The sequence below is a fragment of the Coleofasciculus sp. G3-WIS-01 genome, assembly GCF_040223135.1.
Taxonomy (GTDB): Bacteria; Cyanobacteriota; Cyanobacteriia; order Cyanobacteriales; family Coleofasciculaceae; genus Coleofasciculus.
This window is the reverse complement of record NZ_JAVJZI010000230.1, coordinates 1-20,435: the sequence shown is the minus strand read 5'-3', so window position 1 is coordinate 20,435 and position 20,435 is coordinate 1. Positions and strand designations below refer to the sequence as shown.

The 20,435-nt window shown below is 45.9% G+C and carries 21 protein-coding genes; 14 read left to right on the top strand and 7 right to left on the bottom strand.

Annotated features, from left to right (window positions below; genetic code table 11):
- The first annotated feature begins 450 nt into the window (after window positions 1–450).
- On the top strand, window positions 451–660 hold the full coding sequence (locus tag RIM23_RS23480; RefSeq protein WP_446335464.1) for a hypothetical protein: 210 nt from the start codon (window positions 451–453) through the stop codon (window positions 658–660).
- A 148-nt stretch (window positions 661–808) separates the two neighbouring features.
- Here RIM23_RS23480 and RIM23_RS23475 read toward each other — a convergent pair whose 3' ends face one another.
- Window positions 809–1,204: a PPC domain-containing DNA-binding protein gene (locus RIM23_RS23475; protein ID WP_446369830.1), complete on the bottom strand. Its 396-nt coding sequence runs from the start codon at window positions 1,202–1,204 to the stop codon at window positions 809–811.
- Window positions 1,205–1,246: 42 nt separating this feature from the next.
- Between RIM23_RS23475 and RIM23_RS23470 the strand changes: the two genes are divergently transcribed.
- On the top strand, window positions 1,247–1,573 hold the full coding sequence (locus RIM23_RS23470) for a hypothetical protein (RefSeq protein ID WP_446369828.1): 327 nt from the start codon (window positions 1,247–1,249) through the stop codon (window positions 1,571–1,573).
- Window positions 1,574–1,625: 52 nt separating this feature from the next.
- Here the strand turns inward: RIM23_RS23470 and RIM23_RS23465 are convergent, their stop codons facing one another.
- Window positions 1,626–2,204 carry a TIGR04376 family protein gene (locus tag RIM23_RS23465; protein WP_446369826.1) on the bottom strand — a complete coding sequence of 193 codons (579 nt, stop codon included), beginning with the start codon at window positions 2,202–2,204 and terminating at the stop codon, window positions 1,626–1,628.
- A gap of 307 nt (window positions 2,205–2,511) precedes the next feature.
- On the opposite strand from RIM23_RS23465, the gene RIM23_RS23460 reads away from it, so the two are divergent.
- The 3 genes from RIM23_RS23460 to RIM23_RS23450 all read left to right on the top strand — a co-directional run bounded on the left by RIM23_RS23460 (window position 2,512) and on the right by RIM23_RS23450 (window position 6,834).
- On the top strand, window positions 2,512–5,631 hold the full coding sequence (locus tag RIM23_RS23460) for an MFS transporter (RefSeq protein WP_446369824.1): 3,120 nt from the start codon (window positions 2,512–2,514) through the stop codon (window positions 5,629–5,631).
- A gap of 17 nt (window positions 5,632–5,648) precedes the next feature.
- Window positions 5,649–5,918, top strand: a complete 270-nt coding sequence (locus RIM23_RS23455; protein ID WP_446369822.1) for a hypothetical protein — start codon at window positions 5,649–5,651, stop codon at window positions 5,916–5,918.
- Between the two features lie 430 nt (window positions 5,919–6,348).
- Entirely contained in the window at window positions 6,349–6,834 is a 486-nt protein-coding gene (locus RIM23_RS23450) for a BON domain-containing protein (RefSeq protein ID WP_446369820.1), read from the top strand.
- 273 nt (window positions 6,835–7,107) lie between these two features.
- On the opposite strand, the gene RIM23_RS23445 is transcribed toward RIM23_RS23450, so the two are convergent.
- Entirely contained in the window at window positions 7,108–8,199 is a 1,092-nt protein-coding gene (locus RIM23_RS23445) for a response regulator (RefSeq protein WP_446369818.1), read from the bottom strand.
- A 249-nt stretch (window positions 8,200–8,448) separates the two neighbouring features.
- Here RIM23_RS23445 and RIM23_RS23440 point away from each other — a divergent pair, with 249 nt between their 5' ends.
- The 8 genes from RIM23_RS23440 (at window position 8,449) to RIM23_RS23405 (ending at window position 17,137) form a co-directional block, all read left to right on the top strand.
- Complete coding sequence (locus RIM23_RS23440) at window positions 8,449–10,464, top strand: AMP-dependent synthetase/ligase (protein WP_446369816.1); 2,016 nt, start codon at window positions 8,449–8,451, stop codon at window positions 10,462–10,464.
- A gap of 139 nt (window positions 10,465–10,603) precedes the next feature.
- A complete protein-coding gene (locus RIM23_RS23435) occupies window positions 10,604–11,059 on the top strand; it encodes a YlqD family protein (RefSeq protein WP_446335472.1) in 456 nt (151 codons plus the stop codon).
- 170 nt (window positions 11,060–11,229) lie between these two features.
- Window positions 11,230–12,432 carry an NAD(P)/FAD-dependent oxidoreductase gene (locus RIM23_RS23430; RefSeq protein ID WP_446369814.1) on the top strand — a complete coding sequence of 401 codons (1,203 nt, stop codon included), beginning with the start codon at window positions 11,230–11,232 and terminating at the stop codon, window positions 12,430–12,432.
- Window positions 12,433–12,599: 167 nt separating this feature from the next.
- Window positions 12,600–13,262 (top strand): HAD-IA family hydrolase, encoded by a 663-nt coding sequence (locus RIM23_RS23425; RefSeq protein ID WP_446369812.1) that lies wholly within the window; start codon window positions 12,600–12,602, stop codon window positions 13,260–13,262.
- A 136-nt stretch (window positions 13,263–13,398) separates the two neighbouring features.
- A complete protein-coding gene (gene cofG / locus RIM23_RS23420; RefSeq protein ID WP_446369810.1) occupies window positions 13,399–14,394 on the top strand; it encodes a 7,8-didemethyl-8-hydroxy-5-deazariboflavin synthase subunit CofG in 996 nt (331 codons plus the stop codon).
- Between the two features lie 10 nt (window positions 14,395–14,404).
- Entirely contained in the window at window positions 14,405–14,833 is a 429-nt protein-coding gene (locus tag RIM23_RS23415; protein ID WP_446369808.1) for a hypothetical protein, read from the top strand.
- 183 nt (window positions 14,834–15,016) lie between these two features.
- A complete protein-coding gene (locus RIM23_RS23410; RefSeq protein WP_446369806.1) occupies window positions 15,017–15,391 on the top strand; it encodes a zf-TFIIB domain-containing protein in 375 nt (124 codons plus the stop codon).
- Between the two features lie 624 nt (window positions 15,392–16,015).
- Window positions 16,016–17,137 (top strand): mechanosensitive ion channel family protein, encoded by a 1,122-nt coding sequence (locus RIM23_RS23405; RefSeq protein WP_446356132.1) that lies wholly within the window; start codon window positions 16,016–16,018, stop codon window positions 17,135–17,137.
- A gap of 195 nt (window positions 17,138–17,332) precedes the next feature.
- On the opposite strand, the gene RIM23_RS23400 is transcribed toward RIM23_RS23405, so the two are convergent.
- The 3 genes from RIM23_RS23400 to RIM23_RS23390 form a co-directional block, all read right to left on the bottom strand.
- Window positions 17,333–17,647 (bottom strand): DUF2973 domain-containing protein, encoded by a 315-nt coding sequence (locus RIM23_RS23400; protein WP_446356134.1) that lies wholly within the window; start codon window positions 17,645–17,647, stop codon window positions 17,333–17,335.
- A gap of 114 nt (window positions 17,648–17,761) precedes the next feature.
- Window positions 17,762–18,127, bottom strand: coding sequence for a DUF2605 domain-containing protein (locus RIM23_RS23395; RefSeq protein ID WP_446369804.1), 366 nt, complete (start codon window positions 18,125–18,127; stop codon window positions 17,762–17,764).
- Between the two features lie 169 nt (window positions 18,128–18,296).
- Window positions 18,297–18,431 (bottom strand): hypothetical protein, encoded by a 135-nt coding sequence (locus RIM23_RS23390; RefSeq protein WP_446369802.1) that lies wholly within the window; start codon window positions 18,429–18,431, stop codon window positions 18,297–18,299.
- A gap of 25 nt (window positions 18,432–18,456) precedes the next feature.
- Here RIM23_RS23390 and thrS point away from each other — a divergent pair, with 25 nt between their 5' ends.
- A complete protein-coding gene (thrS, locus tag RIM23_RS23385; protein ID WP_446369800.1) occupies window positions 18,457–20,286 on the top strand; it encodes a threonine--tRNA ligase in 1,830 nt (609 codons plus the stop codon).
- Here the strand turns inward: thrS and RIM23_RS23380 are convergent.
- Window positions 20,242–20,435: hypothetical protein (locus RIM23_RS23380; protein WP_446369798.1), on the bottom strand; the 194-nt coding region annotated here is incomplete at its 5' end. The two genes, thrS and RIM23_RS23380, sit on opposite strands and share 45 nt — an antisense overlap.

Genomic DNA, 20,435 nt, shown 5'->3' with positions numbered 1-20,435 from the left:
CTGACTGGACAAAAAGCTGATTCAACTGATATTTTGCACTATAAGGTTAAACGCTCTTTCAGCAAAGGAGGAATTTTAACACAATTGGATACATGGAGATACTCGGAGAAGTTGAATAATAGAGAATGCCCTGTTCCCCGTTAAGAGTTCCCTATTCCCTGTTGCCTATTTTCTTAAAATCCGTAAGATAAGTATATTCACTCAACCGGGTTATATGAAGCTTGTATGAAGCTCAGTCTCATACAGACTTCGGCAACCTCCCATAACCTCGTGTTTTGTTCCGACTGGATTATGATATTTCAGTAAAGATGACGGGTAAGCCTTACCAACTCCCGAAAGGGGTGGCATGATGATTGGTAGGAATCAGGGCATCACCAGTAAGCTATAGGCGATCGCTTCCTTACCCTAAATCACAATTTTTTTGACCACTAAGGGTATTACGAGCAAGCAATGATGATTACTAACGCCAACACCCCGATTATTCCTCCCCGGATTGATTATTGCCTCACCGCGACTGAGCAAGGATGGCAACTGACGGCTTGGGAACCCGCTATTGTGGGAGGAAATAGAGTTAAGCCCTATCTATGGAAGTTTAATTCAGAACTCCAAACCCTACAGGAAGCACATCGGGCGCTTCAGCTCATTCTAGGTGAGGAATAGTTTTTTATTATCCAGTCGGCTTTGTGCGACTGTCTGACTGAGTGGGCATTAAGCTCATCCGTTTTGAGTTTATGACCCTAAATGACTGTGATAGACTGATTTGGCTAGATTTGAGGAAGACAGGTTTCAGCTTGTCCTATAGTAAACTTTATTTAGGTTTGATTTCTAGCTCTTTATATCCCGTCGTTTCATCTATTGTTCGCAGAAAGATTAAATTATCGCTGACGCCTATAATAATTTCAGCCGTCGTATAGATAATGCATCCCTCTAGGAGATGCCCCCCGATTGTTTTCCCCTTTTTATCCGACAGGGCAATGTGTAAATGGATACCATGGATAGATAGAGTGCCAACGAGGGAAACAATCTCGAAATGTTCCTTAAAGGCTTGAGCATAATTTTGACCCGAAAAGCGCAGGGTGGCTTGTTGTAGGCTACCCACAGCCGTAATCATAAACCCAGCTTCAATCTGGTGCTGTGCGACGAAATGCCTTAAGCTTGTCATTAAATCATTATTGGGTTTTAAGCGAAGCGCAAAAATTTGCATGGTGTATGATTAGGGCGGCGGCGCTAATTTCAAGTCAGATATATGAGAGTTCTAATTACCACCTTTGTGGTATTATTTAGCCTAATAGAATTGTCTCAGTGGGTGAGCCACTTTACCTTGCCCATGCCAGTATTAATTTTGGCAGGAGCGTTACTCGCGATCGCATCTAACTACGGTAAATCTCCCGGTTGGTTTGTCTCTCTACAATCCAGGCAATTCCCAACTAATCAAACTCAGGCTCCCTCTGTGGAGAGTGCCAATCTAGCATCCAACTTGACGGCACTTAATCCATCGTCATCCACACCAATACCTAAACTGCCTCGTTCGATTTCCTTTACGATTCCTCGCCGTTCATCCGGGCATGGGTAAAGGGGGAGGGGTACGGTAACTCGCGCCTCCCTGTGAGCTTCTGTGTGCCCCCTCACCGCCCCATATTCCGTTTCATTTGATCTAACTCCTCATCGGTTTCCCAGCGCTGAAACTGAGACTCCAACGGATCTACACCTGATCCAATGTTGTAGTTTGAATTCTGGTTCCAAGCTGATGTCTGCCACTGAGATTGAGTTTGGGCTTGAGCGCGGGCAGCTTCTGCAACTCTTGCTTTGGTATGCACTTCATTACGACGGGTTTGAATCTGACGCTGTAATGCTTTAGTCTGAGCAATTCGCTGTTTAACCCCTTCCATCTTGCCCCAAAGTTGATTACCTTGATGTAAAAGCGCGGCTTCTCGCTGTTGAGCGGCTTGGGCTAAATCAAGTCTGCCTTTCGATTGAGCCTTACTCACCCGTTCATGCCAACGCTGAATATCTTGGGCAACTCCTAATATTTCGTCCTGTAGGCGCTTTTGCTGAAGTTGCAAATCAGCAATCAGCTTCAACGTGTCTTCTTCTTGCTCCCGTAACTGCTCTTCGAGTGCTTGTAACTCTAGATGGGGATTGTTGCGGAGAAATTCATCCAGGCGATTTTCCAGAAAGCTATTGAGATCCTCAAATAAACCCACGTCAGACTCCTAATACCCGTGCGCCTAGCTAACATACTATCTCATCCTTTAAATACAGACACAATAAAAGTTGACTTTTGAGGTGAGATTGGGGAACAGGGGACAAGAAGAAGAGATCGAAATGAACTCACAAGTCACTCTATCGGTAGGCATAAATTTGCAACTTGCCCCTAAGTTTCACCCCTTGGGGAGATGATTTTCAGCCTTTAGACAACGATTCTGGCAGAAGGACAGGATGATCTGCCAAGAAATCGGCAATGGTATTCCAGTCATCGTTAACACAACCGAAATAACGAGGAAGAAGATTATGGTTGAGAGTGTGGGACTAGTATTAGGACTCACGAGTTGGGCAGCTTGGATAGCACAGATACCGATAGAGCCACGACTCGATACCGTCGAAGATGCCGCACTCATCTTTGACGGACCCCAATTTTTTACCACATTAGTCGCTGGTGTAGTCTTAGCGTTTGCTTTCCAGATGCTATTAACGAATCTGGGTGTCGCGTTGGGAATTTCCTTTGCTGGAGGCGGAGACTCATCATCGTCTTCGTCTGATAAGAAGTCATCAGAGACTATGCAGGGGACGATTCGCAAGATTGGTACAGCATTGGGATTAGCCACGTTAATTAGCGTTACCCTAGCGTTATTTTTTGCCTGTCTATTTGCCGTAGAATTAAGCTTGCTGGAGAGTCCCGGCTTGGGTGCGATCGTCGGGTTGGTGATTTGGGCAACTTACTTTTCGTTACTGGTTTGGGTGAGTTCGACAACGGTTGGTTCTTTAATCGGCTCAGTAATTAGTACCGCTACCTCTGGTTTTCAAGCCCTTTTAGGCACCGCCACAGCCGTAATTGGGGGTAATGCGGTTAGAAAAGAAATGGTGCACACCGCAGAAGCAGCGGCGGCGGCGGTACGTCGAGAACTGGGTTCTGCCATTGACCCAGAGACGATTCGCGAGAACCTAGAAGATTATATGCAGTCTATACGACCTCCAGAACTGAATCTGCAAAAGATTCGGACGGAATTAGAAGATTTACTCAATGACCCAAATTTACAAGAGATTGCTGGTAGTGACAGCCTGCGTGATATTAATCGGCAGACATTTATTGAATTAGTTAGCAGCCGCAGCGATTTAGCCCCACGGGATGTGAATCGGATTGTTGACCAACTCGAAAACGTCTGGAAGAAAACGGTGAATCGGCTGCCTTCTTCTCAAGATGCTATGGCAGAATTTAGGGAGTATCTTCAGTCTGCCACACCGGATCAGCTCGTTAGCGGTGAGTTTACCCAAAAGCTAGATGATTTGATAGCAGAACTCCGCAAGCGCCGCAAAGCCCAAAATCCAGGACCTCTGGCTCAGGCTGCATCCACAGGTTTGCATAGTCTGATGGGATTGGTGATGGGACGCACGGATCTGTCAGACTTTGATGTGGAGAAAATTGTTAGTCAGCTTAAAAGCGTCGGCAGCCAAGTCACTGAACAGGTTGATAAAGTTTCCGCTCAAATCAGTGGTGGTAGTAAGGATGAAGTTTACAGTACCGTGCGAGCAGATGTGGAAAATTACCTGCTCAATAAATATTCTTGGCAAATGCAGCAACCGACGCTGGAGCGGGAATTCCGAGATGTGCTATATGATCCAGAAGCTGACCCAGCAACCGTGGTGCAGGAATTAGAGCAGCTAAATCGGTCAGATTTTGCTGACTTGTTGAGACAGCGGGGTGTTTTTACAGAAGAACGGATCAGAGAAATTTCTACCTGGTTGGATATTATTCGCTTAGAAGCATTATCTGTGGCGATCGCAGCCAGAGAACGCGCCGAGGCGATCGCACGGTTAGCCGCCATGGAGCAATATCTCCTATCCGCGCCCAAAGAAGCACTCACTCCTGAGAAAATTCAACTGAATATCAGGGATATTCTCGGTGATCCGGACGCCGATTACGAACACCTTAGCAATCGTCTGGCTCAGTTTGACCGTCCCTTATTTGAGCGATTGGTCGAGAAACGTCAAGATTTAACGCCTATTGAACAGGAAGCCGTAATCGTTGAGCTGGAAAAAGCCCGCGATCGCGTGTTGGATACAGCCAGAGAAACCCAAGAGGCGCTTAAGGCAAAAGTTGAAGCTCAGTGGCTGAAAGTTCAGTCTATATTGAGTAACACGGGTAAAGATCAACTGAATCCTCAAGCCATTGAACAGGAACTCAAATTACTCTTGGATGAACCCCAGGTGGGATGGCTACTGCTGCGTAAACGCGCCGAACGCTTTGACCGGGATACTTTGGTACAACTGTTAAGTCAGCGTCAAGATTTGAGTGAAACGCAAATTAACCAAGTTCTTGATCAGGTTGAGGGTACCTGGACTCGTGTTCGCCGCATCCCCCAAAAAATGGTGGATACAACTAAAGAGCAATACGATAAAACCATGTCGGCGATCGCTCAATATCTGCGGAACACCGGGAAGCCAGAACTCAATCCAGACGGGATTCAGCGTGATTTAACCAAACTGCTGGATAATCCACAGCTTGGAGTCCGTTTAATCACAAACCGATTAGCTTCAATGGATCGCGATACCGTGGTACAGTTACTCGCCCAACGGGATGATCTGAGTGAACAAGAGGTTAATCAGATCATTGATCAAGTTCTTTCCACCGTTCGCGACGTAGTCAAAGCCCCTCGACGCTGGGCGCTACGGACTCAGGAAACTGTACAAGATTTTCAAGCAGCATTTGCTGATTATCTGCGTTCTACGGGCAAAGAGGAACTCAATCCCGAAGCAATTAAGCGGGATGTGCAATTGCTGCTGAATGAACCCGGTGCTGGGATGTCAAGTCTGCAAGAACGCTTGTCCCACTTTGATCGCTCGACGCTGGTGGCGCTGTTATCCCAACGGGAGGATATTTCAGAAGAAGATGTGAATCGAATTGTCGATCAAATTGTGAATGTGCGCGACCAAGTGCTCACCCAAATCCGAACGGTGCAATATCGCATCCAGTCGGTTATTGATGGTATTTTTGAGCGCATTCGCAACTACTTCAATAATTTAGAGCGTCCTGAGCTGAATTATGATGGCATCAAGCGAGATATCCAGACGTTATTTGATGACCCAGAAGCTGGGTTTGATGCACTGCGCGATCGCTTGTCTCACTTTGATCGGGATACCCTAGTCGCTATTATCAGTTCCCGTGATGATATCTCCGAAGCCGATGCTAATCGGATGATTGACCAGATTGAGCAGGTTCGCACTCGTTTGCTACAACGGGCAGAACGTATCCAAAAACAAGCTCAAATGCGTCTAGAACAGGTTAAGTATCAAGCACAACGCCAAGCCGAAGAAACTCGCAAAGCCGCTGCGATAGCTGCTTGGTGGCTGTTTGCTACGGCGCTGGTTTCAGCGTTGGCTTCCGCAGGTGCAGGGGCTATAGGTGTTGCTTAAAGATGTAGAGACGCGCCATGGCGCGTCTCTACGCCATGGCGCGTCTCTACGGCATGGCGCGTCTCCAGGGATTCCCCCGTATCCCTGTTTCCTTCATTTTGTATCTATCTTTGGATAGAAAAGTAATTTATGACTATAGAATGAAGTCTATTTTTGCAGAAGTCGGTAATGTTAGCTGTAGAGTACGGAGAAAGTCAGGAACCCCACGCCTAAAGGCGGGGGCACCGAAATTGCCCATACCTGACCAGCCTAAGACCTACGTGGTCTACGTTATGCCCAAGAGTTAAAGTTCGTACCTACAAATGCGTAGCTAGTTTGTAGCTCTACAACTCTAGCATTAAACAGGCTTACAGGGTTAAACCAGTGTGTTGGAGATAGTACCGAGGCATAACTTATGCGAAGCTAACATTACCCCGGAAACGGGAGGGGCATAAGCCCAATCAAGCAACCCTTATGCGTACAGATTAAAAGCACGAGTCTGTAATTGCCCAGACTTTCATCTGAACGCAATACATCGAACGTCAGCAAGTCAATCCAAGGCGGTAGGGGTTTCCATTCAAATATGCAGTCGTGTACACAAGGGAAATGGATACCAACAGCTTCTCAAAGGAAGTCCTGTCGGACTGCTGTTTATGTAAGAGGGCGAATTCCTCCTCATACATAAATGACAGGGGTTTCCATTCGCCCCCTTACCAACCCCAATTTCCGATGATAGTTATGAATATGATCAACTTATTAATGGTCATCACTGCCTTTGCGATCGCGATTCTTGTTCTGGCTAAGCCGAATCGCCTGTTCCACTCAGCTATGATGCTGCTGGGTGTCGTCATCTTTACATTTAATAGTGCTTTTCCTGCCTTAGCTGCACCCCCTCAAGCTGCTGTTGATTCCGCTCAAAACTCTCAACAACAGCAACAAGAAAGGGAGAAGTTGACAACCTCCGCCGTGGGAAGTCAGTATCAAGGAATTGAATATGTTGAATCGAGCAAAGGTGGAAACGAACTGAGTGATTCCCAGATTCAAGATAAGATTAAGTCCGATATTTCCGAGAACCTAGTCGCTGGCGTTGCTAGTGGTGCGGTTCGTCTCACCGGAACCGTTAAAGACCAAGCAACGGCTCGTAAAATCGTTGAGAAGGTTAAAGACATTCCTGGTGTTCATGAGATTACCTTCGATTTAGCCCTCGAAGAACTCCCTTCTTAATTAATCAGAAATTAATAAATATTCCGTCAATATCAAACGGAGTTTTTCTTGCTTAAATTGGTCTTGTTATCTTCCACAAGACCAATTTTTTATTAGATATAGACAAGAGACGTTCCGCCGGAGGAGTCTCTACCAAATGATACCAAATCCGGGTTAGCTACCCCTTTTATAAACTAGTCCGCGCAGGCGGACGAAAGTTTGTGTAGCAGCGATTTCAATCGCCTCCTCTTGCATGGGGTAATAAAGGCTCCCTGACATCAACATCAGAGGCATTTAAAATCCCAATAAAAGATAGGTTTCATTTTCTTGTTGAGTAACGGTTTGTCTCCAGCTCATTTCCGGGGAGACATCTTCAAATAGGAGAAATAACTGATTATCAACATTCATGCTATAGATATCAATATACTCCGGTCGCTGAGGATTATGGGAACGCGCTACACCTTCGAGCCTAAAATCTTCTGTTTTTCCTGACAAAACAGCCAATAATATATCGTCTAAACCAATTAACTCTGGAAAACTAACACTCACCAGTTGTCCAACCGTTAACTTTTCGGGAAAATCACAAAAGTTCTTGGCTTGCTCAGAAATCTCTCGAATCGTTAAATCTGGATTGAGGATTAAATACTCCATCTGACGCATTGCCACAAACCGTTCCAGAATAGGATTGAGGGTTGATGACGAAGTTTGAAGTTCAGATAGCTCCTTCAGACGATACCCGAACCCATACACAGTTTCAATAATGTCACCTGCACCCGCTTGGTTAAGCTTGCGTCGTAATCCTTTAACATGTGCCTTAACCGTTTCCCGGTTGGGTGGATCTCCAAACGTCCAAAGTTTTTCGATAATATAATCTTGACTAAATATCCGGTTAGGAGATGACATCAACAAATACAAAAGACCATATTCTTTGGGAGATAGACGCAAGGGTTGTCCCTGACAGGTTACCTCACAGGTACTCGGATCGATTTCCAAATTTCTCCATTGTAAAGTTGGGGTGCTAGCCTCTCGGTTACGTCTGAGTAATGCCCGGATTCTAGCCGCTAACCCTTCAACCGGACAGGGTTTAATAATATAATCATCAGCGCCCGCATCTAACCCCGCCACCATATCTTGAGTCGCTACTGATGCACTTAATAAAACAATCGGACTGGTATTTCCGGCTTGTCTTAAACGGCGACAAAGACTAATACTATTCAGATGAGGCAAATTAATATCAAGCAGAATCAGATCATAGTGATAGGCTAAAGCATTATCCAAACCTGTCTCACCGTCATCTGCCAGATCAACAACATAGTTTTGTTGAATTAACCCTGCCATAATGGTTTTGGCTAAGGTTGGATTATCCTCAACAAATAAAAGTTTCATTGTCTTCCCCCTTTGAACAATAGATGATCCTGAATCTTCCTTTGATACCCCCCTAGTTCTGATGGAGGAAAATCCTCCCATACCTGAACCTCAGCGTTTCCGACATCGTTTTGGATAATTTTTCAGGAGACACAGAGATGGGGCATAGGCAGAAAATCTATCAACAGACAGAAGACATTCTGTCCACTGAGACTCCTATTCTGACTCACAGCAAAAGAGTATGGTAAAAAAAGCAAGGGATTGTAATAGATGTTAAACACAGATCCGGCTGATTCTATGTCATTGTCGATGAGTTCCCAAGAGCGTAACCTGCTCAAGCACCTGGTTGACTACTCCTCTATCCAGTCTCTGCCAGAAATTTGGTCGATTGCGGCGCAGCGATTTGGACAAATCATTGCCCTGAGAGATCCCCATGCCCAACCCGAGGTGATCTTCACGTACACTCAGTTGGTGCGCCAGATTCAACAATTCGCGGCGGGGTTACAAACCCTGTTCGATAATCCAGTAATCAAACAGGAACAAGAGTCCTCGGATCTGCCGCCCCGTGTCGCCTTGATTGCCGATAACAGCCCCCGTTGGCTGATTGCCGATCAGGGGATTATGACGGCTGGGGCGGCAAATGTGGTTCGCAGCGCCCAAGCTGATCCTGATGAACTGCGGTATATCTTAGAACACAGTGGCAGTATTGCTTTAGTTGTCGAAGATACTAAAACACTAACTAAACTCAGACCTTATCTTGACGATTTGCCGATTCAGTTTGTGATCCTACTCTCCGATGAAGAGCCACCTGCTGAAGACAAGTTCAAAGTGCTTAATTTCTCTGAGGTGATGAGTCTGGGGTCAAAAACAACTCTACAACCGGTTCAGGCAACCCGTCAAACCCTCGCCACCTTAATGTACACCTCCGGCACCACAGGTAAACCCAAGGGGGTAATGTTAAGTCATGGAAACCTGCTGCATCAAGTCACCACCTTTGGTACCGTCCTCCAACCCAAAGGAGGCGATCGCGTCTTGAGTATTTTACCGACTTGGCATGTCTACGAACGCACCGTAGAATACTTCCTCCTCTCCCAAGGCTGTACCCAAATTTACACCACCATTCGCCATGTCAAAGCCGATCTCAAAGCCTTTAAACCCATCTACATGATCGGTGTTCCTCGGCTGTGGGAATCCATTTATGAGGGGGTGCAAAAGCAATTTCGTGAGCAACCGCTGAACAAGCAAAAACTGGTGTCCACCTTACTCGATATCAGTCAGCGCTATATTAAGGCGCGGCGAATCGCTCAAGGGTTAGACTTGAACCAGCTTAATCCTGGTCCTTTAGAACGTATCAGCGCCAGCATCCAAGCCTCACTCCTGTTACCCGCCCATAAATTAGCCGACAAACTAATTTATCAAACTGTGCGGGCGGCAACCGGGGGTCAAATCAAAACCATTATCAGTGGTGGGGGTTCCCTGGCAATGCATTTAGAAAACTTCTTTGAAATTGCCGGGATTGAGATTCTGGTGGGATATGGACTCACCGAAACCTCTCCAGTAACCAATGTCCGCCGGATGGAACGTAATCTGCGCCGTTCCTCTGGATTACCCATGCCTGAAACCCAGATTCGGATTGTTGATCCAGAAAACCGGAAACCCTTACCTCCAGGCAAACGGGGGTTAGTTTTGGTGAAAGGACCCCAAGTAATGCAAGGTTACTATAAAAACCCAGAGGCGACAGCAAAAGCCATTGACTCCGAGGGATGGTTTGATACCGGAGATTTGGGATGGGTTACCCCCAACAATGATTTAGTCTTGACAGGACGGGCAAAAGATACCATCGTATTGACCAACGGCGAAAATATCGAGCCGCAACCGATTGAAGATGCCTGTTTGCGAAGTCCTTATATTGAACAGATTATGCTAGTGGGTCAAGATCAGCGATCGCTCGGTGCGTTAATTGTGCCGAACCTAGAAGCCCTGCAACAGTGGGCAGCCGCTGAAAATGTTACCCTAAACTTGCCCAACTCCGATACAGAGGACAGTGAGTCGTTCCGGACGACTATTGAACTCAAAAGTAAAGAGGTGCAGAACCTATTCCGGCAAGAATTGAACCGGGAAGTCAAAAATCGACCAGGTTATCGCCCTGATGATCGGATTGGTCAATTCGTGCTGATTTTAGAACCCTTTTCCATAGAAAATGGCATGATGACTCAAACAATGAAAATCAGGCGACCCGTTGTTACTCAACGATATCACGATATCATTAACGGGATGTTCGCCTGATTGATGGGAAATAGGGTGAAAGAGTCTGCTGGCAAGTTGCCTGTTGCTCTTAATCCTCATGCCCCAAACTTTGGGTTATGCTATTACCCGGATTAACCCATATCCTTTTAACGTTTCAGACCTACCGAGAAAGAGCTATATGACTACAGAAGAATCTAAATCAAATCTACTCTTGAAGCGACCGGTTAATATTAAAGCCATTGTCACACCCCGTTGGAAGGAGGAGGTGCAACAACAACTTCAGGGACAAATTAACCAACTTGACTCTCAACTTCAACAGTTAGACATGCAGGGGCAACGGGCGATCGCGGAAATCCAAAAGCAAAGTGTGCAACCTCCCGGTCCTCAAGTCAAGCAGCAAATCGACAGTATTCAACTACAGGTCAATCAAAAGAAAAGTGAGCTACTAGAACAGAAAAACCAGCAACTCCAGCAACTCCAACAGGTACAGATGCTCGAACTTGACCAAGAAGTCAATCAAGGTCAGATCGAAAGCTTCTTCCGCGTTGAAGCCGGAGATAACCTGGTTCGCAAAATGCAGGTCGAAATTCTCCTGCGAGATGGCGTAGTCGAAGAAATTCGCGGCGATATCTAAACTTGTGAGGCAAGTAGGAGTGGGTGTGAGGGAAGGGTTTTTTGCTATTGATGATAACGTTACCTCCAACCCACCCTGCCTGTAGAGACGCGCCATGGCGCGTCTCTACATTGGGTATCTTGCTATCCTGAAGAGAGTTGCCCTACTATGGCTAATCTGCCCATTCAACGATGAGTGACCAACCGACCCGCTTATGTATTCTCGGTGGAGGCTTTGGGGGGCTTTATACTGCCCTGCGCTTAAGCCAACTCCCTTGGGACAAATTACAGCAGCCAGAAATTATACTCGTTGATCAAAGCGATCGCTTCGTATTTATGCCCCTGCTGTATGAACTCCTGACAGGTGAACTGCAAACCTGGGAAATTGCCCCACCCTTTGAGGAACTCCTGGCAAATACAGGGGTACGCTTTACCCAAGCCACGGTGATGGGTATTGATAGTGAGCAACAGCAGGTACAATTGCAGCATGGCGTAGAATTTGCTTACGATCGCCTGGTCTTATCCTTAGGCGGAGTTACACCTCTGGAGAGCGTTCCCGGCGTCGCTGAACATGCTATTTCTTTCCGCGCGATCGCAGATGCTTATCGTTTAGAAGAACGGTTGCGAATTCTGGAAGAATCCCACAGGGAAAAAATTCGTGTCGCGGTTGTGGGTGGTGGGTACAGTGGGGTAGAACTCGCCTGCAAACTGGCTGAACGCTTAGGAGAACGAGGGCGCCTCCGGTTAATTGAACAGGGTGAGATGATTCTGAAAACCTCTCCCGAATTCAACCGTGAAGCTGCACGGAAGGCTTTAAATGAGCGAGATGTGTGGATTGACCTAGAAACATCGGTAGACTCGATCAGCGCTGACACAATTTCTCTGCTATACAAAGGACAGGTGGATACAATTCCTGTAGATATCGTACTATGGGCAGTTGGCACCACAGTAGCGCCGTTGGTGCGATCGCTCCCCTTTAAACAAAACCACCGGGGTCAGCTGATGATCACCCCAACCCTGCAAGTAGTTGATCATCCAGAACTTTATGCTCTAGGAGATCTCGCTGATTGTCGAGACGCCACAGGTCAACAAGTCCCCAACACCGCTCAATCAGCCTTCCAGCAAGCCGATTACGCCGCTTGGAATATCTGGGCATCCCTGACTGGGCGTCCCTTACTTCCCTTCCGCTACCAGCATTTAGGCGAGATGATGACATTAGGGACAGACAACGCGACACTGACCGGGTTAGGATTAAAACTTGATGGGGTCTTCGCCCACCTAGCACGGCGTCTTGCCTATCTTTATCGTATGCCCACCCTAGACCATCAGCTCAAAGTTGGTTTAAATTGGATGGCACAACCTTTATTAAATCTGCTCAAAGATGAGGGTATGTAGGGGCGGGTTTATGGATTTTTGTTTCCCGGTTGACGATAATGTTTGTGCAAAACCCGCCCTGATTAAATGTTGTGTAGGGACAGATTTAACTACTATCGTTTTTTACCTCACCCAGATGCAACTAAACCCGCCCTGACAAATAACAAATGATAAATGACAAATAACAAATGACCAATCCAAAAGTCATTTTACTAGATGCAGTCGGTACATTGTTTGGGGTGCGCGGGAGTGTGGGTCAGGTTTACAGCCGCGTAGCTCGTCAGTTTAACGTGAATGTACCACCCAAACTGGTTAACGATGCCTTTTTCCAAGCCTTTGCTGCGGCTGATCCCTTAGTTTTTCCAGACACAGAATCACAAGAAATTCCTCAGTGTGAATTTGAATGGTGGCGCGTGATTGCCCTTCGCACATTCCAAAAAGTCGGTGTTCTGGAACAGTTTGCCGACTTTACCGATTTTTTTGACCACCTTTACACCCACTTTGCCACAGCCGAACCGTGGTTTATTTATCCCGATGTGATCCCATCCCTGGAGGCGTGGCGGCGGGTTGGTATTCAACTGGGTGTTTTATCCAATTTTGATTCTCGCCTTTACTTAGTGTTAAAAGCCCTGAATCTGGATGAGTTTTTCAGTTCAATCACCATTTCCACAGAAGCGGGGGCGGCTAAACCTGATCCCAAAATTTTTACCCAGGCTTTACATAAACATGAATGTGAACCTTCACAAGCATGGCACATTGGTGATAGTTTGCGGGAGGATTATCAGGGGGCTAAAGCGGCGGGATTGAGAGCGATTTGGTTGGAGCGTTCCGAAGATATGGCTAAAATATAATAGTCATTTGTCATTTGTCATTCATCATTTGTCAGGGCGGGTTTAGTCACATGGGGGTGGCAAAAAATGTTAGTAGTCAAACCCGCCCCTACCAACCAGGTGTATATAGATCGCATAAAGTTTAACGTCATCCACAATGGCAATGACCGATTCTCGAATTATTACCTATAGTCCCGCTTACACCCTGGTGCCTACATACGAATGCTTTAACCGTTGTAGCTATTGTAACTTTCGCGCAAATCCGGGTCAAAGTCCATGGTTGACTTTAACAGAGGCGGGTGAGCGTTTAAAACAGCTTCAACCTCAGGGAATTTGTGAAATCCTCATCCTCAGTGGTGAAGTGCATCCCCACTCACCACGCCGTCAAGCTTGGTTCCAGCGCATTTATGATCTATGTGAACTCGCTTTATCTATGGGATTTCTCCCCCATACTAATGTAGGACCGTTGCAGTTTGAGGAGATGCGATCGCTAAAATCGGTGAATGTGTCGATGGGGTTAATGCTGGAGGAGATAACACCTCAACTCCAGCAAACCGTTCACCGTCATGCTCCCAGTAAGATACCACAGGTGCGGCTACAACAGCTTATTTGGGCGGGGGAATTGCAGATTCCGTTTACTACAGGGCTATTGTTGGGTATTGGTGAGACACCTGTTGATAGGTGGGAAACCTTAGATGCGATCGCGCAGCTTCATCATCAGTATGGTCACATCCAAGAAGTGATTTTACAACCCCATAGTCCCGGTGATCAACAAAATTGGCAAGCCCCCGCCTTTGAGCCGCAGCAGTTACCCCAAGTCATTGCTAAAGCACGTCAAATTTTACCCGCCGATATCACCCTGCAAATTCCGCCCAATTTAATCCTAGATGATCAATGGTTACTCGCCTGTTTAGCAGCAGGGGCGAGAGATTTGGGGGGAATTGGACCCAAAGACGAGGTAAATCCCGATTATCCCCATCCTCACATTCAGCGATTACAAAATATCGTCGAACCAGCCGGATGGCATCTCTTACCACGCTTACCCGTTTACCCGCAGTATAATAATTGGTTGTCCCCACGATTACAACAAGCCGTTTTGAATATAAGATTTAATGACATCCAACGGGGAAGCGATGTCCTAATTGACAAATGACAAATGACAAATGACAAATGACGAATTTATGTCTGAACTTGAAACCGCCTTAGAATTTATCCGAAACGTTGAACGGGAAAACCCTGATAAATCAGCCTATCAAATTGCCAATATCCTGCGCGGCTATACCCGGAAAAACTATACAAGCCGATTATGGAGTACCGCAACAGGTTATCACCAAGAGTATATTGAAGGAGAATTTCAAGGAAAACTCAATGGGGATGTCTTGTTAAGTGGAGAAACCACAGACTTTGGTCACTTTCTCGCCTCCCTATCTGATCGGTGGGGATGGCGGGTTTTGTTTTTCATTTATCAGTGGGGATGGCGGGTTTTGTTTTTCATTTATCAGTGGGGATGGCGGGTTTTGTTTTTCATTTATCAGTGGGGATGGCGGGTTTTGTTTTTCATTTATCAGTGGGGAGCTGAATTTAGTCCCTAAACCCGCCCCTACAATTGATTCCCTAAATCCGCCCCTACAATTGATTCCCAAAACCCGCCCCTACAATTTGAGGATTTATTTTCGTTAACTTTTTAAAATAAAACTCTATAGGTTGCCCATAAAATTGCTAAACTACAACCATCTTAAAAGAATCTCAAATGGAATGGTTGAAAAATGACCTCAATGAAATGTCCTAAATGCCAAGGAAACCTAGAATCTGTCGTTTATGCCGATATTGAAGTAGACCGATGCACGGATTGCTATGGCATCTGGTTTGATTCTCAAGAGGCTCAAACTCTCAAAGAAATAGAGGGATCTGAAGCCATCGATACGGGTGATCCCCAAATCGGCAGTAAATTTAATGCCATCGAAGATATTAATTGCCCGAAATGCCAAACCCGAATGACCAAAATGGTTGACCTAAAACAGCACCATATTTGGTATGAAAAATGCCCGATCTGTTATGGTATCTGGTTTGATGCTGGGGAATTTAAGGATTATAAACAGGAGGATATTCAGGATATCTTCAAAGGCATCTTTACTGGGGAACGGCGCTGAACCGTAATTTGGAAAAATCGGAAGTCATCTGGGTGATCAAGATTAGCGAAGCATCAACTGAAATAGTCCGGTTCAGTACATTGACACAGCCGCTTTGAACCGAGCTGATGTGAGAGTCTCCTACACTCAATCAAAGATTAGAGTGTAGGCTTCCTTTGCTTTGTTATGGTATATACATATTTAGTTTAATTTGTCAATATTCTGATTGAATGATTTTAGAGACTTTTTTCTCTTGACAAACAGTCCTAATCACCTCATATAATATTGAGTCAGGCGAAATCCATTTTCGTCGCCCTCTTTTCACCCCACCCATTGGACGTCACGGCGTCACACTTGCCTCCTGTTTACCTAGGACATCAGTCAACAAACCGACTGCGAGCAAAGTGAAAGGTTGATATGGCGTTGTCATCCTCACGCCTTTTCCCGGTTTCTAGGAATACTTGACCGACGCTCTTGGTGAAGTTGACGGCAAAGGGGAAGTCAAACTGGATTCAGTCTTTTTTTTGTCAGTCTTTTTTTTGTCAGTCTTGTTGTGCCAAAACACTCAATCTATCTATTGTCTCAAAACATGAGAATAGAATAAATTGATAATTACGCTCAAAATTCAAATGAACTTAAGTCATTATGGAATCATTTTTGGAATTCTTAAACAATATCAATATTGATATCTCTGGCATTCCTGTTGTCAAAACTGTGATTGTCATTCTCGTACTGACACTGATACAGGTATTTAGACGGCTGTTTATTTCAGTCGTCATTAAAACCATAGAGCGTTTTACTAGAAAAACCGACACTACCCTTGATGATGAGTTAATTGCGTTTCTGAAACCAGCATTAAGCTGGATAATTTCCCTGGCGGGGTTATGGATATCACAACTCATTTTGGCGGATGAATTGGGACCTAAACTGACTGAAACAATAGAGAAGACGCTCAACTTACTCTTGGTTTTTGTCATTGCCTACTTGGTTTACCGAGGCGCTTATCTTTTTGGCAATTTAATTGCTGCTGTAATGTTCCATTCGGAAAGCGATGTTGATGAGGTTCTTAAACCCTTAATCCCCAAGATTTTCCAAGCCGTCGCCATTATTCTACTCGCCATTAAAGTCAGTGAGATGCTGTTAGGGCAATCGGCGGCTGCAATAGCTGGTTTATTAGGCGGAGCCGGAATCACTTTAGGTTTACTGTTCAAAGACATTCTTTACGACTGGTTCTGCACCTTTATTATCTACTCCGATAACCTCTATCGAGAAGGGGATTGGGTAGGAATACAAGGAGTGAATGGTTTTGTCCAAATCATGCAGATTGGATTTAGAACCACCACACTGCATATCACGAATTGGGGTTCTATTGTGAAAATGCCTAATTCTAAAATGATTTCCGGAATTGTGGAGAATTGGTCACAAAATCCGGGTGATGAGTTGAAGTGGGGGCTTAACTTAACCCTAAAAATTGACGGGATTTCCGCTAAGCAAACCGAGAGAATTTGCCAGGGCATTCGAGAGATAATACCCACTATTAAGGGCGTGTCTCCATCGGGGTTGGCTCGGTTTACCCGCATTGAGCAGAATGCCCGGGTGATAGAAATTAGGGCTTTTGTTTATGATGATAATCTCTACTTTGATGCAGAAACCCAATTAAATCTAGCTATATTAGAACTTTTGGAGAAAGAAGGCATTGACTTCCTGTATATTGACCTAGAAACCCAACCGGAAAAGTTGAAAAGTTTCAAAGCAGCTAACAATTGAAAATAAAACCCCTTATTGACTTTAAAGTGGATCATTTAATTTAAACACCGAAAAAAGTTTCCCTCAACGGTTGTTAAGGGTCAACACTTACCTATTTTCATTTGCCTATCTTTGATGATTCAAAATGGAACTATAATTTGTGATTCATCCCAGATAAAATCAAAGATTATGAGGTGGGGCTTCTTGGCGATTAAGCTAAATGTCTTCCGACTTATCCACGCTACGGCTGGGAGAGGCATTATATAAAGCATCAAGCTGGGTGCGGGCGTCTTCAACCGTCATTGATTTCATCACCATCAGCGGCTCACTTGTCGGTTTACCTGCATCATCCAACAGTTCTGGATGGGGTACACCAGTGTGACGAAAGCCAGACGCAGAAAATGATTGTCTTCCCGCAGGGGAGTAGTGCCGTTGAGCATCTATACTCAAGTTCAGCAGGCTGCGAATCAAATTCCCGATCGCAAGAAATGCAATAACGGTAAAGGCAATTACATAGAGTAGGTGTAACATGGCATCATCCTCCAGACTAAACCGTTGATGTGTTAATAGATTATCTTAGATGGGTCAAGAATTACGTCTTTATCAGTAATCCGTTTAGCTTATCAAATCTCGGCAGAAATTTGATCACTCCCTCGACTCAATATTCACATTTTTGGAAACCTCCGACTCAGATTCTCCCGATTTCAATGAGCGCCAGCGCATCCCTACCTGCCAACATTCGTTGACTAATCGATGCCATGGCACTAATGTAGCGGGTTCAATCCCCACTTGACCATCCGTTGCTTGAAACAGTGTCACCGCCGCATTGACTTCCCGTTGAGCTGTTTTGACTCGATCGAGTAAATCCGTCTGCTGCTGTCGGCTTAAAAAGCTGATCTCCTCGGATTCGAGTAAAGAACGCGATCGCGAAAACCAATATCGAAAATCATCCAAGAGCGGTTGCAGTATTGACTTGAGCAGATCTTGCTCGTGAGGCTGAGACTGAGGCATGCATCTTAATCGCTAATTCATCTGTAAACTTATCTTAACGCTAGTTACAATTCTTTACAATACACAAACAACTAAGCAACCTGCATTGATTGAATAAGGTAGGTATCATGGAATGGAGCAAGGGAACCAGGGAAACCGGGCTAATTGGGTTCATTGTTAATCGTTTTGTTCACACCGATGAACCATGTAGCTGGCTTGGAGAGAAGCGAGTACCATGATCCATGATCCATGTAGCTTGCTTCTGTTGCCGGAGTACGCTGGCATCCCCCATCTTTTCGTGGGATAAGCTTAAACCCGATTGCATAAGAACTGCTTTCAATCTCAACTCAATGGTACACTCACCCATGTCCAACGTAGAAGCCCCCCAAAAACCCGAAAAAATCCATTTGCCTCGGACCAGTGAATCCGAGAGCTTAAAAAAAATTCGCCATACCGCCTCCCACGTCATGGCGATGGCGGTGCAGAAGCTATTTCCGGGGACACAGGTGACCATTGGTCCGTGGATTGAGAATGGCTTTTATTACGACTTCGCTAAACCCGAACCCTTTACGGAGCAAGACCTAAAAGCCATCAAAAAAGAGATGGTCAAAATCCTCAAGCGCAAACTGCCCCTGATTCGGGAACAAGTCACTCGTGAGGAAGCCGAACGCCGGATCAAAGAACTTGGAGAACCCTACAAACTAGAAATCCTTCAGGATTTAGAAGACCCAATTACGATTTACCATCTCGGAGACGCTTGGTGGGACTTGTGCGCTGGTCCCCATCTGGAAACCACCGCTGATATTCATCCCAAAGCAATTGACCTAGAAAGTGTCGCTGGGGCATACTGGCGCGGCGATGCGACTAAGGCACAACTCCAGCGAATTTACGGCACCGCCTGGGAGACGCCGGAACAACTAACAGAATATAAGCGGCGCAAAGAAGAAGCCCTCAAGCGTGACCATCGCAAGCTGGGCAAAGAACTAGGACTGTTTATCTTATCCGACGCGGTAGGACCGGGATTGCCCTTGTGGACGCCCAAAGGTACCGTATTGCGGAGTACCCTGGAAGACTTCCTCAAGCAGGAGCAAATTAAGCGCGGTTACCAACCTGTGGTTACACCTCATATTGGTCGCGTCGATTTGTTTAAAACCTCCGGACATTGGCAGAAATATAAAGAAGACTTGTTCCCAATGATGGGTGAGTCAGAAGCCGAGGGCTTTGTCCTGAAAGCCATGAACTGCCCGTTTCATGTGCAAATCTATAAGCATGAACTGCGTTCCTACCGAGATTTACCTATGCGCCTAGCGGAGTTTGGCACGGTTTATCGGTATGAACAATCGGGAGAACTGGGCGGATTAACGCGAGTTCGGGGCTTTACCCAAGATGATGCTCATCTATTTGTCACCCCTGAACAACTGGATGATGAGTTCTTGCGGGTGGTTGATTTAACTCTATCGGTGTTTGGCACCCTAGGGTTGCAAGACTTTAAAGCCCGTTTAAGTTTCCGTGACCCCAGCCAAGACAAATATATTGGTTCAGATGAGGCGTGGAATAAGGCAGAGAACGCCATTCGTCGGGCAGTCGAAACCTTGGGAATGGCTCATTTTGAAGGCATTGGTGAAGCCGCGTTTTATGGACCAAAGCTGGATTTCATATTCCATGACGCCCTCGATCGCGAATGGCAATTGGGGACGGTACAGGTAGACTATAACCTGCCAGAGCGATTTGATTTAGAGTATGTGGCGGAAGATGGGACGCGCCAGCGCCCTGTGATGATTCACCGTGCACCCTTTGGCTCATTGGAGAGGCTGATTGGCATTGTGATTGAGGAGTATGGGGGAGACTTCCCCTTCTGGTTAGCTCCGGTGCAAGCACGACTGTTACCTGTGAGTGATGAGCAGTTACCCTTTGCTCAGGAAGTGGCACAGAAGATGCGCCTAGTGGGGGTTCGAGTCGAAGTCGATACCAGTGGCGATCGCTTACCGAAGATGATTCGCAATGGAGAAAAGGAAAAAATCCCGGTGATGGCGGTTGTCGGGGCGAAGGAGGTTGAGTCGAATAGTCTAAGTGTCCGGACTCGCACCGCTTTTAAGCCCTCCCAAGACTTAGGGGCGATTCCCGTGGCGCAGGTGTTAGAACGCATGGAGAGTGCGATCGCCAACCGCCAGAATTTTTAGGTTAAATCTCTCTATATATGATGTAGAGACGCGCCATATATGATGTAGAGACGCGCCATATATGATGTAGAGACGCGCCATATATGATGTAGAGACGCGCCATATATGATGTAGAGACGCGCCATATATGATGTAGAGACGCGCCATAT